Here is a 13,555-nt window from a genome sequence, read left to right on the forward strand (position 1 = left end):
GGGGCTACTCCTGGTCGGATCGGCGCAATGGCGCGTGCAGGCGCGATCCCGCGCGCCGGATGGTCAGGATCAGGACCTGCTGGTCGGCCAGCGCCGCCATCCATGGCGCAACGCCGGTGCCGGGATTGACGGGAAAGGCGGGAAAACAGGCCGGCGACAGCGACAGCCGCAGCCGTTCGCCCACATCCAACGTGCAGCAGGTCGCCCGCATCGCCACGCACCCGGTTCCGGGCGCCAGCGTCGCGTACGCCTCGGCCAGCGGATAGGCGGCACCCGACGGCGTAACGCGCGACAGCGTGGCCAGCAGGTCGAAGGACAACGCATCGGTCTCGACCTCCACCGTCACCGAAACCGGACCGGCCAGCAGCGCGGGCCGCGCCAATGGCGCCGAGGTGAAGGTCAGCACATCCGACCGCGCATCCACCTGCGCCCGGTCCACCGGCCCCGGCGGCTGGCCGAACGCACCGCCGCACGGGCCCACCGGGCGCCAGGGGTCCAGCGTCAGGCGCTCGGTCGCGGTCACCGCCTCTGCCTCCGCCGCCGTGTCGTCCAGTTCCAGGCCGCCATCGCGCATGTCGATCGCCGCCCGGCCCGTGCCGCTGAGCGGCAGCGCAATCGTATCCTCGGGAAAGGACGGGAAATCACGCCAGACCGCCGCCCCCATGTCGAACAGGCACACGCCCCCATCGGGACCGGACGGTTGGTCCTTCAGCCAGCGATCGAACCAGGCGACCTGCTGCCGGTCGATATCGGTGACGGCGGCATCGCCGAAATCCAGGGCACCGATCTTGCGATCCCACGGAAAATGCGCCCATGGCCCCACGACCAGGCGCGCCGGCACCGCCCCCTCCAGCGCGCGATAAGCGGCCAGCGTCCCGGGCAGGTGGCTGTCATACCAGCCACCGACAAACAGGATCGCCGGCCCCGCCGCGACGATCCGTTCCAGCCGCGCGGCGGGCGAAATCAACCGCCAATAAGGATCGTCCAGCGGCGTATCGCGCCAACGCGCATAATGGCTGTAACGGGCGAGCAATTCCCCGTGCGGAGGAAAAGCCGGTCGCACGCCGGAAAAGGACAGCGCGCGGCTGGCCGCGAACAGGGCGGCCTGCGCGTCATGGTCGCCCGCCAGCCGCGCGGTCTCGGCGGCAAGCTGCGTCGCCCAGCCGACATTCCCCCGCAACCCGAAGGCCCCGCCTTCATAGGCCCAGTCTTCCGCCAGATCCCAGCCGATCATGGCCGGCGCCAGCGCCCGCAGCGCCGGGCACCCCTCCCCCGCCGCCAGAAGCTGGTTGCTGCCCTGGAACGAGAAGCCGAACATGCCCACCCGCCCATTGCTGCCCGGCAGCGCCGCCGCCCAGGCCACGCTGTCGGCCCCATCCTCGGCCTCATGCACGAACAGGTCGAACGCGCCCTCGGACGCACCCCGGCCGCGCACGTCCTGAATCACGACGATATAGCCCTGCGCGGCATACCATTCGGGCGGCGCATAGCACAGCGAGGTGCCGATCCGCCGTCCATAGGCCTGGCGCATCAGCAGCACGGGAAACGGCCCCGGCGCGTCGGGCTGCCAGATATCGGCCACCAGACGGGTCCCGTCGCGCGTGCGCATCGCCTCCGTGCGCGGCTTCAATACCGAAAAGCCCGTCATCCCTGCGCCTGCCAGCGACGCAGGACCAGCCGTTGCAGGGCCGCCGTCGCGCCATACAGGACCAGCCCGGCGACGGTAATCAGCGCGAGTGCCGCGAACATGCGAGGAATATCCATCTGGAAACCGGATTGCAGGATCTCGTACGCCAGCCCGGCACTGCTGCCGCCGGTGCCGGCGACGAATTCCGCCACCACCGCGCCGACCAGGGCCAGCCCGCTGGAAATCCGCAGCCCGGCCATGAACATCGGCAGCGCACTGGGAATGCGCAGGCGCAGCAGCATCTGCAACCGCGACGCCTTGTGCATGCGAAAGAACGATTCCAGCCCCGGATCGACGCTGCGCAATCCCTGAAGTGTATTGGAAATAATGGGAAAGATCGCGATCAGCGTGGCACAGACCACCAGGGCCGGCATCGTCGCCTTGACCAGGATGATGATCAGCGGCGCAATCGCCACGATCGGCGTCACCTGCATGATGATCACATACGGCATCAGGCTGGTTTCGATCAGCCGGCTCTGCACCAGCAGAAACGCCGACAGCACCCCGCCGGCCACCGAAATCGCCAGCGCCGCCATCGTCACCGCCAGCGTGCTGCGCAACGCATGCAGCAGCGCCGGTCCGTTGGCGGCCAGCGACGCACCGATATCGGTCGGCGCCGGCATCAGATAGGGCGGAATATGCCACAGCCTGCACGCCGCCTGCCACGCCAGCAGGACCAGCACCCCAACCGCAATGGGCGCGGCAACGGCAATCGCACGCGGTGACACCGTCATAGTCCCTCCTCCCCGGCGCGGCGAGGCGAGACCTCGCTCAACAGCGCCGTCAGGTCGCGGCAGATCCGCGCGAAGGCGTCGCTCATGCGAAAGGCCTCGTCACGCGGCATGCCGGGATCGATGACATATTCGGCATGAATCCGCCCCGGATCGGCCGCCATGACGATAACGCGCGAGGACAGGAACGCAGCCTCATAGAGCGAATGGGTGACGAAGATCGTGGTCAGCCCGTCGCGCGCGCACAGCCGCGCCATATCCTCGTCCAGGCGGTTGCGGGTGAACTCGTCCAGCGCGCCGAACGGCTCGTCCATCAGCAGCAGGTCCGGCCGCGTCACCAGCGCCCGCGCGATCGAGACACGCATGCGCATCCCCCCCGAAAGCTGGGCGGGATAGCGTTTCGCCGCATGCTCCAGCCCCACCTGCCGCAGCGCCGGCATGATCCGCGCCTCGGCCTGGGCACGCGGCACGCCGTCCAGGTCCAGCGGCAGGCGCACATTCGTCGCGACGTTCGACCACGGCATCAGGGTCGGGTCCTGAAAGACGAAGGACAGGCGCCGCCCCTCTCGTCCGATCGCCGAGAAATCCTCGCCCCACCAGCGGACGGCGCCGCCGCTGGGCTGGTGCAGATTGGCGATCAGCTTCAGCAGCGTGCTCTTGCCGCAACCGGACGGCCCGATCAGGCTGACCAGCTCGCCCTGCCCCACGGCCAGGTCCAGCGGCGCCAGCCCGCGCACGCCATTGGGAAAAACCTTTTCCACGGACTGAAGATGTATAGTCGGTGCTGGTGCGAGCATGGAAAGCAACTCCTCTCCGGCGCGTTTCATGCGGGCAGCGTGGCGGTCAGTTGCCTGACCAGGTCCAGCGTATAGGCCCCCTTCCAACGGCCAGTATCGGCGATGCCGGCCGTCTGGCAGACCATGGTGCCGATCCGCCCCCATTGATGGTCGTCCATCGCCATCGCCAGCCCGCCCGCCGGCCCCATGCCATGGACGGCCCGCAACCGCGCCCGCGACCAGGCCAGATGATCGGCGGTGACGTTCGGATTATCGGCACGGATCGCCGCATCTCCCGGCCGGGCGTCACCATGCAGATAGTCGATCCACCCCTCGGCCGACGCCCGCAGAAAACGCAGCAGCATGTCGGGCCGCTGCTCCAGCAGCCGGCGCGAGACCACGACCGCATTCGAATAAGACGGATAACCGGCATCGTCGAACAGCAGAAAACGGAAGGGAATGCCCTGGCGCTCCGCCGCATAGGGCTCCGAGGAAATAAAGGACTGGATCGCCATCGCCGGATCATGGACGAAAGGCTGCATATTGAACGTATAGACGCTCGCCTGCGCATCGCTGTAGCCGAACGTCCGGCGCAGCCATGGCCAGTAGGTCGCCCGCGCCTCGGTACTGATCAGGATCGGATGCCCCTTCAGCGCCGCCAGGTCCGCAATGTCGGGATGGACCAGAAATCCCGTCATGCATTTCTGAAAAGTCGCGCCGATCGTCACCACCGGCAGGCCGTTCAGCACCGCCGTCACCACCGCCTCGGGCTGGGCGATGATCATGTCGCATTGTCCACCCAGCAGAAGCTGCATGGCATTGACCTGCGGGCCGCCCGACCGGATGGTCACGGCCAGCCCCTGCCTCTGGTAACACCCCGTGGCGACGGCGCTGTAGAACCCGCCCAGTTCGGCCTGCGCATACCAGTTGGTGGCCAGCGTCAGCGGCTCGGCGGCCTCAGCAGCTCCGGCCCGGCGCGCCCCCGCCACGGTCGCCGCGGCCATCCCGGCCAGCAGCGAACGTCGACCGATGGACCGTCCCCCCGGGGAATGCGATACGACAGAAGCCATAGACGCTCCACACTCCGTGACCATATTGGCAACGTAACGGAAGCGCGTGGAATTTTTACAGAGGCATTTTCAGGGCGCGCCGCTGCCTTTTCGGCAGCACTGCACGCCCCCCCCGGGAGCCTGTCTGGAAATGTGGGCTGGTGAACGAGAGCGGCCCAAAGGGCCGCGGCCGGCGTGGGTTTCCGAGCATCGGAGCGGAGCGGCCTTGTGGGCCGTGAGCACCGAAGCACAGGAAACGCGCGTCGGATCGCCGCCAGAGCGCATTTCCAGACAGGCTCCTACTCCTCCTGCATCACATAGATGCAAACCGCCAGCATGGTGATGAAAAACCGAAACGCCGGCTGCTGGCCGTTCCAGGCCGGGGACTGCCACATCACGAACCACTCGCCGCCGACCACCGAAAAACCAAAGAACCAGACCAGGAAACCCAGCGCCGTGCCCAGCGGAACAAACCGCTTCGCCCGCGCGAAGGCAGCACCATCGCCCCGAAAGGCCCGCCCCATCGCATAGGCGGCCACCGCAAACACCACACCGGTCGCAGCCTCGCCCGCGATGATCAGCGCATACAGCGCATGCCAGGCCCATTCGGCGGAAATCGCCCGCCACATCAGCCGATTGCCGGAAAAAGTCGTATCCATGCTCAGAACATGCCGAACGAACAGGAAATTGGACCGATAGTCGGTCACATTATTGAACGCGACCAGCAGGCCGAAGACGGACAGGGCCGCAACCATGACGAGCTTCGCCGCCCGCGCCGGCCACGCATCTTCACGGGAATCGATCGGACGGGTCATTTTGCTTCCATGACGATCAGGGACGGAACCCGCTTTTACCCTGCGGACACGGCAGTCGGGCAAGCGTCGTCGCGCGACAAAAAAGGCAGCGCACGAGGCGCAATTTGATGCTTCATGTGCTGCACGCGCTGCCCCATCATAACGGATAAGAAAAGAAACGGTATCGACCCGACCAGGCGCGTCCCGCATTCGTCCGGGACCCGTCCGGGGATATGAAAGGACCATGGGAATGACCGACACCCTGCCCCGCCACCGGTGGGAGGACATGGCTTCGCGCGATTTCCGCACGCTGACGCCGGCAACGGTCGCCGTGCTGCCGGTCGGCGCGATCGAACAGCACGGGCCGCATCTTCCCGTCTGCGTCGATAGCTGCATCAATGCCGGCCTGCTCTCCCTGGCGCTGGACCGTGCGCCCCCGACCCTGCCCGTCACCGCACTGCCGATCCAGACAGTGGGCAAGAGCGACGAGCACATCGCCTATCCCGGCACGCTGACCCTCTCGGCCGCCACGCTGACCGCGATCCTGCTGGAACTGGGCGCCAGCGTGCACCGCGCCGGCATCCGGCGGCTGATCCTGCTCAACTCGCATGGCGGCCAGCCGCAGATCCTCGAAATCGTCGCGCGCGAACTGCGCCGCACGCACCAGATGTTCGTGGTGACCACCGCCTGGTGGGCCTTCGGCACGCCCGAAGGCATGTTCACGCCTGAGGAACGCCGCTTCGGCATCCATGGGGGCGATGCCGAAACCTCGATGATGCTGTTCCTGCGCCCCGACCTGGTTCATATGGACCGCGCGGCGCATTTCCGCCCCTGGTCGCAGGACATGACCGAGCAGTTCCGCTGGCTGGAACCGGAGGGCCGCATCGGCTTCGGCTGGCACGCGCAGGATCTGCATCCCGCCGGTGCGGCAGGCAATGCCGCCAACGCCACGGCGGAAAAGGGCCGGCAGATCGCGGACAAGCTGGTCGCCGGCTTCCTGGAACTGGTCGACGAAGTGTCGCGCTACCCGCTGGACCGGCTGCGCCCCGCCTCGGCCGATCTCGGCTGACCGGGCCAGGGATCGATCGTGTCCGCCGCCAATATGGGATCTCCCGACATGACGCAGCCCTTCCTTTCGCTTCTCGGCGATATCCCCACGGTCACCGATCCCGCGATCGTCCGGCGCAAGAGCCGCGATTTCTACTGGTACAGCCCCCTGCTGAAGACCCTGCTGGACGGGCTGCATGCCGACTGCCTGGTCGTCCCGCGTGACGAGGCCGACGTGCTGGCCGTCGCGCGCGCGGCCCGCCAGACCAGCACCTACCTGACGGCGCGCGGCGGCGGCACCGGCAATTACGGCCAGGCCGTGCCATTGCATGGCGGCGCGGTGGTGGACATGTCGGCCCTCGACCGGATCCTGTGGGTCCGCGACGGGGTGGTGCGGGTCCAGGCCGGGATGAACATGCTGGCGATGGACCGCGCCCTGCGGGAGCAGGGCCATGAGCTGCGCATGTTTCCCTCCACCAAGCGCACGGCGACCATCGGCGGCTTCATCGCCGGCGGCTCGGGCGGCATCGGCTCGCTGGTCTGGGGCGGATTGCGCAATATCGGCAACGTGCTGGGCGCCCGGGTCGTGACGCTGGAGGCCGAGCCCCGCGCCATCGAACTGCGCGGCGAGGAAACGCGCGCCATCAACCACGCCTACGGCACCACCGGCCTGATCACCGAACTGGAACTGCCGGTGGCGCCCTTCACCGACTGGCAGGACCTGGCCTTTTCATTCCCCACCCTGGCGATGGCCGCACGCTTCGCCCGCACCCTGGCCATGCAGAACGGCATCGACAGGAAACTGGTCTCGCTGTCCGACGGCGGCCTGCTGGCCTATTTCGCCCCCCTGCGCGACACGGCCCCGGCGGGTCATTCCATCGTCATCGCAATGATCGCGCCATCGGGGCTGGAAGCCACGCGCGCGCTGGCCGATGCCCATGGCGGCGCCCTGGCCTATCACGCCAGCACCCGCGAGGCCGAGGACGATTCCGGCCGCATTCCGCTCTACGAACTGACGTGGAACCACACGACCCTGCAGGTCCTGAAGAAGGACCGCAGCTACACCTATCTCCAGGCCGCCTTCCCCCCGCGCGACACGCTGGCGCTGGTCGAGGAAATGGCCCGCCTGCTGCCCGACGAGATGATGACCCACCTGGAATTCATGCCGATGGACGGCGAAATCTCCTGCGCGGGCCTGCCGGTGATCCGTTTCACCTCGACCGAGCGGCTGAAGGAGATCATCGCCCTGTACGAACAGCACGGCATCCTGATTGCCAATCCCCATGTCTATACCATCGAGGATGGCGGCACCCACCGCGTCGTCTCGCCGGCGCTGGCGGCAGACAAATGGCGCTTCGACCCCGCCGGGCTGCTCAATCCCGGCAAGATGCGCAGCTTCGCCCAAGGCTAGCCGCCAATGAGCGCCACTCCCTCCATGATCCGCCCCTCCCTGATCCGCGACGTGCGGATTCCGACCGACCTGCTGGCGGTGCCGCCTGGCGGGCGGCCGCCGACGAACGGGCTGGCCCGCTGCGACCTGCTGGTCGAACAAGGCCGTATCGGCGCCATCTTCGGCCACGGCACCGCGCCGGAGGGCCTGCCGGTCATGCACGACCATGGCGGCCGCATCGTCCTGCCGCTGTTCGCCGACATCCACACCCATCTGGACAAGAGCTTCATCTGGGACCGCACCGCCAATCCCGACGGCACCTTCGCCGGCGCCATCGCCGCCGTAACGCGTGACCGGGAAGGGTTCTGGACCCCGGACGATGTCCGCCGGCGCATGATGTTCGCCCTGGAATGCGCCTGGGCCCACGGAACCGGCCTGCTGCGGACCCATCTCGATACGATCGGCAGCCATGGCGAGACCGTCTGGCCCCTCTTTCGCGAGATCGCCGCCCAATGGCAGGGCCGGATCGCCTTGCAGGCGGTCGCGCTGGTCATGGTCGAACATTATCTCGAACCCGGAGCCCCCGCCCTGGCCCGCACGGTCGCCGACACGCCGGGCGGCATGCTGGGCGCCGTCATCATGCAGGACAATGCGACGGACGAACGGCTGGACGCGCTGATCGGCCTCGCCGCCGATCATGGCTGCGACCTCGATCTGCATGTGGACGAAAACGGCGTCGCCCCCGGCACGGCCCTGGAACGGGTCGCCGACCGGGTAATGGCGGCGCGTTTCCCCGGCCGCGTCCTCTGCGGCCATTGCTGCAGCCTGGCGCGGCAGGATGACACGGACCAGAAACGGATCGTCGCGAAGGTCCGCGATGCCGGCATGGGAATCGTCAGCCTTCCCACCTGCAATCTCTATCTGCAGGATCGCGGTGCGGGAAAGACCCCCTTTTGGCGCGGGGTCACGCTGGTGCAGGAACTAGCGGCCGCCGGCGTACCGGTCATGTTCGCCAGCGACAATGTGCGCGATCCGTTCTTTCCCTATGGTGACTACGATATGCTGGACGTGTTCGCACAGAGCGTCCGCATCGCCCAGCTCGACGCCCCGCCCAGCGACTGGCTGGCGGCGGTGACCACCCGTCCGGCGGCCTGGATGGGCCACGACCTCACGATCCGCGCGAACGGACCGGCCGACCTGGTGCTGACCGACGCCCGATCCCTCAACGAACTTCTCAGCCGCCCGCAATCCCGGCGCCGCGTGCTGCGCAATGGCGTCATGACCATGCCGACACCCCCGCCCTACGAAAAGATGGACGAACTTCCCGGCATGCATCCCGTTTCGGTCATTTCATAGAAAGCCGGACCGACGAAGGCCGGCGGCACGGCTCCCTCACGTTATTTGTATCTTTATCGAAACGTTAAACCCCCGCTACCCGCCCCCGAGGCGGGTCGTCTGCGTCCGTGCCGCCCATACCCGGACCCGTCCTCGGGCCCACGCGATTCCCTGGGCCGGATGAACAGAGGAAGCATAACGATTGATATCGTTTCAATAGATACAAAGCATCTCTTCACGTCACGGAGCACGATCCACGCACGCCGGACGACGCAGCACCCGGCGCGTGACCCCATCCCCCCCCTCAGGACCGACCGCCCGCTCCTCCCCCGAACCGGTTCACGACAGGAGTGGATTTCTGTCCATACGATCAGAATCATATTGCGACTTCGAACAGACATGTATACTGTTCGTAATGAATTCGGATGCGGGATCGACACAAGATTTCACGTCCGCCCGGCCAGGTCAGACGCCAGGCCCGCGATGCTACGATTAGGAGACCTTCGTGAGGTTCCATACACAGATATTGCTGGTCGGCACGATCCTCGCCTCATGTTCCGGGGGGCATATGGTCTGGGCCGCGACAGCCGGACACCATTCCACCCCCCAGGCAAACGCCACCAAGAAAAGCCTGGCACCGGCCAGGGCGACCGCGCCTGCGGCCCGCAAGCCGGTCGCGGTCCAGTCCGACCCCGAAGCCATCACGGTGCAGGGCAGCCAGGCCGCCCGCGATGGCGGCGGCGGCATGATGCGGATGGAAACCGCCGCCCACGCGGTGCAGAGCGTCGGCCGCCAATATATCGAGATGCGCAGCCCGACTTCCACGGGCCTGGACCTGGTGCAGAACCTCCCCAGCGTCAGCGTCGCGATGCCCGACACAAGCGGCTTCAAGGGCGGCGCGATCTATATGCGCGGCCTGAACGATTCCGATATGGCGCTGCTGCTCGACGGCGCGCCGGACTCGCTCGCCGCCTACCTGCAGCAGAATGTCGATCCCGAAAACATCGAAAGCGTCAACATCACGCCAGGCAGTTCGCCGGTCGACGCACCGGCCTCCAACGCCGCCGCCGGCACGCTGGAGGAACGCACCATCACGCCCAGCCAGAAAATGGGCGGCATGGTCGATTTCTCATACGGCACGAACAATCTGTCGCGTGAATTCATCCGCCTGGAATCCGGCCAGATCGGCAATTCGGGTGTCCGGGCCTATATTTCCTTCTCCAACGCCCATGCGCGGCAATGGATGGGCGCCGGAACCAACGAACGCAAGCATGTCGATGTCGGTATCCAGAAGGACTTCGCCAACGGCTCGTATCTCAAATTCTTCGGCTCATGGCACAATTCGCTGTTCACGATCGACGCCTATCCGACCGAAAGCCAGTTCTTCGCCTACAAGCATACGGGGCAGGGCTATAACCGCACCAATGTCTGGGACCCGACATCGCCGACCGCCGGAAATTACTGGAAATCCAACCTCGATTCCTGGAACCAGTTCTTCCTGACCGCGCCGATGCATTTCGTCGTGAACCGCTCGCTCGATTTCGACCTCACGCCCTATTTCACCACCGGGTTCGGCTGGGACGGGTCCACGGGGGGCACCGTCGGCACGTTCGGCGCATGCACGGGCGGATGTTTCTACGGCAATGGCACCCAGGCATCCGCCGGCCAGCAGCTCAGCACCTACTGGTCGCAGGGCTGGTCCCCGGATGTCGGCCTGACCGCCAAGGTGAACTACCGGATCGACCGTCACAACCAGCTGACATTCGGCTACTGGTACGAAAACAACGCCATCGATTACGCCTTCCCCTACCAGGCCACCATGCCGGACGGCCGCAATCCGACATCCAACAACAGCGCCTACAAGCTCTATACCGCCGACGGCGTGCGGACGACTTTCCAATATAATGCCGGCTACGAACTGAATTCCTTCTTCATCGAGGACACGGCCAAATATCTCGACGACCGCCTGGTCATCAATGGCGGCTTCAAATATGTAATGTCGAATTACTGGGACCGCGCATCCGGCCTCAGCACCTATACGATCGGCGCCAACAGCACGGCCCCGCTGCCGCACCTGTCGATCAGCTATCGCTTCAACGAACATCACCAGATCTATATCAACGCGGAAGGCGATTTCCGCCAGCCATCGCCTTCGGCCCTGTCGAACGCGACCACGATGCCAAAGAACCAGTATTCGATCACCGAACAGATCGGCTACCGCTACAACAATAAATGGTTCCTGTTCGATATCGCCGCCTTCAACGCCAGCATCACCAACCGCCTCCTCAGCATCTATCTGCCCAACACGGCCTACGCGACCGCCAATGCGGGCAACCAGACGATCCGTGGTTTCGACGCCATGATCGCAGGGCGCGAATTCCACCATTTCAGCCCGTACGCGTCCGTCGAATATCTCCACGGCACGTTCGACAGCAACATCCCGTACGGCGACACCTACCTGCCGACGAAAGGCAAGCAATCGATCCTGACGCCCCGGGTGATGGCGAATTTCGGCCTGACCTATAACAGCAGCGGTTTCTTCGGCAATTTCAGCCTGCATTATACCGGCCCGCAATCGGTCACCCTGGTCGACGACCAGCGGATGCCCGGCTTCGTCACCAACACCCTCGCCGTCGGCTATCATTTCAAACCCTTCATGTTCCTTAAATCGCCGACATTCCGGCTGAATTTCTCGAACATCACCGGCTCGATCATCCGGGTGGGCACCACCGGACCGGCCAACAATTACCGCCCCGTCACGCTTCTGGACGGGTCCACCCTGGCCGCCGGCAGCGGCGCGCAGTTCTACGTCCTGCCGCGTTTCTCGATGACGGGCACCATCTCGACCTCTTTCTGACCGCGCCCGCCGTCAAGGCGCTTCGATCCCGGAAAGCCGGATGCGTGGCAAACGCATCCGGCTTTCCTTTATCCTGGCAAGCACGGCCCTGAACCTCCGGCCAGACATACATTGCGGTTCCGGACGGAAAAAACCGGGTACAACCGAGCAGGGTTGCCGAACAGCGTGCCGTCTGTCACAAAACTCGGACCACATGCAGGCAGGTGAGGTGTGAGCCCAGACCGAAACGCGAGAACACCGCGACAGAACAAGGATAACAAGGATTCGGAACGCGTGGGCGTGCGCCGGCGCAATATCGTGCCGCAGATTCTCGACGCCGCCGAACAGATCTTCGCCGCACGCGGCCTGACCGGCACCCGGGTCGAGGACATCGCCCGCATCTGCGACATCCCCAAGGCCAACATCCTGTATTATTTTGGCACCAAGGAAGACCTCTATCGCGCGACCCTGTTCCGGGTCCTCGAACTCTGGCTGGCCGATGCCGATGACTGGCTGCTGGCGGACAAGGCACCCCTGGACGCCATCGAAGGGTATGTGCGGGCCAAGATCGGGTTTTCGGCCTCCCGCCCCGACGCCTCGTCCCTGTTCTCGCAGGAATTGCTGTCAGGCGCGCAGGTCATCCGGCCATTCCTGGAAAACGAACTGCGCACCCATGTCGACCGGCGCGCCGAAATCTTCCTCGGCTGGCAGCGCGCCGGCCTGATGGTGGCAATCGATCCCCGCCATTTCCTGGTCCTGCTCTGGTCGATGACTCAGGCCTATGCCGACATGCGCGTCCAGTTCCAGGCCGTGCTCGGCAAGGCTCATCTGGCGCGCCCGCAATATGAAACGGGCGTCCGCACGGTCATGACAATGGTCTCTCCCCTGTTCCCCCGCCCATCGGCAAACGGCACGGACGAGACACCGCCACCACGGAAATCCCGGCGAACCGCAAAAGACCCCGCGACCGTCGCGGCGCCCTGATGCAGGAAAAATGAGGGAAAGCCCCGTTGCATAGTCGCATCCTGCTCTACCTCGACACCGTTGCCCGCTGCGGCTCGATCCGCAAGGCGGGCGAACAGCTCAACGTCGCGTCGACGGCCATCAACCGCCGCATCCTGGCCCTTGAGGAAGAACTGGGGACGCAGCTCTTCCAGAGACTGCCGCGCAAGCTGGTCCTGACGGCGGCCGGCGAGCTTCTCGTCGCCCATGCGCGCGAAACCATGAAGGCCATGACGCATACCCGGCGCCTGATCGAGGAAACGCGCGGGCTGCATCGTGGCGAACTGACCATCGCCGCGATGGCCGGCCCCACCTCGGCGCTGCTGCCGATGGCGCTGGCCGATCTGCGCCGGACTCACGGCAATGTCCGCGTCCACGTCAAGATGCTGGGCCTGCACGAACTGATGCGCGCGGTTCACGAGGGCGATGCCGATCTGGGCATCGGTTTCGACCTGCCGCGCGAAACCGGCCTGAACGTCCTGGCATCGCGCGCCGCCCAACTGGGCGCGGTGATGAGCATCAATCATCCCCTCGCCTACCAGGAATCGGTAGGGCTCAAGGATTGCGACGCGTGGCCGCTGGTCGTCGGCGACAGCACGATGGCCATCCGCCCGCATCTCGAAGCACTCTATGCCCGCCTCGACGCCACCCTGCTACCGACGATCGAGACGAATTCCATCGAACTGATGTGCAAGATGGCCATGAGCGACGAGGCGATCACCTTTCTCACGCCGCTGGACATCATCACCGAACTGCACACGCGAAAACTGAAATACCTGCCGTTCCGCGACACGGGCCTGCGCCCCCAGCACCTGGCGCTGGTCGCCCACGCCCGCAACACCAATCCCCTCGTCCCGCTCCTGGTCGACCGGATCGAATCCCTGCTGTCCGATCTCGGCTGACCTTCA

The 13,555-nt window shown here is 65.7% G+C and carries 11 protein-coding genes; 6 read left to right on the forward strand and 5 right to left on the reverse strand.

Going from position 1 to position 13,555, the window contains the following annotated elements:
* Positions 1 to 4 precede the first annotated feature (4 nt).
* From HLH29_RS11945 to HLH29_RS11965, 5 genes are all read right to left on the reverse strand, one after another.
* Positions 5 to 1,648, reverse strand: coding sequence for a CocE/NonD family hydrolase (locus HLH29_RS11945; protein WP_182967088.1), 1,644 nt, complete (start codon positions 1,646 to 1,648; stop codon positions 5 to 7).
* Positions 1,645 to 2,415, reverse strand: coding sequence for an ABC transporter permease subunit (locus tag HLH29_RS11950; RefSeq protein WP_182967189.1), 771 nt, complete (start codon positions 2,413 to 2,415; stop codon positions 1,645 to 1,647). The genes HLH29_RS11945 and HLH29_RS11950 overlap by 4 nt, the downstream gene beginning before the upstream one ends.
* Positions 2,416 to 2,417: 2 nt before the next feature.
* Positions 2,418 to 3,215: an ABC transporter ATP-binding protein gene (locus tag HLH29_RS11955; protein ID WP_182967090.1), complete on the reverse strand. Its 798-nt coding sequence runs from the start codon at positions 3,213 to 3,215 to the stop codon at positions 2,418 to 2,420.
* Positions 3,216 to 3,241: 26 nt separating this feature from the next.
* Positions 3,242 to 4,264, reverse strand: coding sequence for an ABC transporter substrate-binding protein (locus HLH29_RS11960; RefSeq protein ID WP_182967092.1), 1,023 nt, complete (start codon positions 4,262 to 4,264; stop codon positions 3,242 to 3,244).
* A 278-nt stretch (positions 4,265 to 4,542) separates the two neighbouring features.
* The gene (locus HLH29_RS11965) at positions 4,543 to 5,058 is read right to left on the reverse strand and encodes a DUF2165 family protein (RefSeq protein WP_182967094.1); all 516 of its coding nucleotides are present in this window, start codon (positions 5,056 to 5,058) and stop codon (positions 4,543 to 4,545) included.
* A gap of 229 nt (positions 5,059 to 5,287) precedes the next feature.
* Between HLH29_RS11965 and HLH29_RS11970 the strand changes: the two genes are divergently transcribed.
* The 6 genes from HLH29_RS11970 to HLH29_RS11995 all read left to right on the forward strand — a co-directional run bounded on the left by HLH29_RS11970 (position 5,288) and on the right by HLH29_RS11995 (position 13,549).
* Positions 5,288 to 6,106, forward strand: coding sequence for a creatininase family protein (locus tag HLH29_RS11970; protein WP_182967096.1), 819 nt, complete (start codon positions 5,288 to 5,290; stop codon positions 6,104 to 6,106).
* A 48-nt stretch (positions 6,107 to 6,154) separates the two neighbouring features.
* Positions 6,155 to 7,495 carry an FAD-binding oxidoreductase gene (locus HLH29_RS11975; RefSeq protein ID WP_182967098.1) on the forward strand — a complete coding sequence of 447 codons (1,341 nt, stop codon included), beginning with the start codon at positions 6,155 to 6,157 and terminating at the stop codon, positions 7,493 to 7,495.
* A 6-nt stretch (positions 7,496 to 7,501) separates the two neighbouring features.
* Positions 7,502 to 8,830, forward strand: coding sequence for a cytosine deaminase (locus HLH29_RS11980; protein WP_182967100.1), 1,329 nt, complete (start codon positions 7,502 to 7,504; stop codon positions 8,828 to 8,830).
* 547 nt (positions 8,831 to 9,377) lie between these two features.
* Positions 9,378 to 11,666, forward strand: coding sequence for a TonB-dependent receptor (locus HLH29_RS11985; protein WP_408871969.1), 2,289 nt, complete (start codon positions 9,378 to 9,380; stop codon positions 11,664 to 11,666).
* Between the two features lie 273 nt (positions 11,667 to 11,939).
* Positions 11,940 to 12,629: a TetR family transcriptional regulator C-terminal domain-containing protein gene (locus HLH29_RS11990; RefSeq protein WP_338030234.1), complete on the forward strand. Its 690-nt coding sequence runs from the start codon at positions 11,940 to 11,942 to the stop codon at positions 12,627 to 12,629.
* A 26-nt stretch (positions 12,630 to 12,655) separates the two neighbouring features.
* A complete protein-coding gene (locus HLH29_RS11995) occupies positions 12,656 to 13,549 on the forward strand; it encodes a LysR family transcriptional regulator (RefSeq protein ID WP_182967104.1) in 894 nt (297 codons plus the stop codon).
* Positions 13,550 to 13,555: the final 6 nt, after the last annotated feature.

The organism is Gluconacetobacter tumulicola (genome assembly GCF_014174215.1).
In the GTDB taxonomy this organism is placed as follows: Bacteria; Pseudomonadota; Alphaproteobacteria; order Acetobacterales; family Acetobacteraceae; genus Gluconacetobacter; species Gluconacetobacter tumulicola.

Coding starts and splice junctions, on each gene's coding strand:
- HLH29_RS11970 (WP_182967096.1), top strand. CDS start 5,288: ATGACCGACACCCTGCCCCGCCACCGGTGGGAGGACATGGCTTCGCGC.
- HLH29_RS11955 (WP_182967090.1), bottom strand. CDS start 3,215: ATGCTCGCACCAGCACCGACTATACATCTTCAGTCCGTGGAAAAGGTT.
- HLH29_RS11980 (WP_182967100.1), top strand. CDS start 7,502: ATGAGCGCCACTCCCTCCATGATCCGCCCCTCCCTGATCCGCGACGTG.
- HLH29_RS11945 (WP_182967088.1), bottom strand. CDS start 1,648: ATGACGGGCTTTTCGGTATTGAAGCCGCGCACGGAGGCGATGCGCACG.
- HLH29_RS11985 (WP_408871969.1), top strand. CDS start 9,378: ATGGTCTGGGCCGCGACAGCCGGACACCATTCCACCCCCCAGGCAAAC.
- HLH29_RS11960 (WP_182967092.1), bottom strand. CDS start 4,264: ATGGCTTCTGTCGTATCGCATTCCCCGGGGGGACGGTCCATCGGTCGA.
- HLH29_RS11975 (WP_182967098.1), top strand. CDS start 6,155: ATGACGCAGCCCTTCCTTTCGCTTCTCGGCGATATCCCCACGGTCACC.
- HLH29_RS11965 (WP_182967094.1), bottom strand. CDS start 5,058: ATGACCCGTCCGATCGATTCCCGTGAAGATGCGTGGCCGGCGCGGGCG.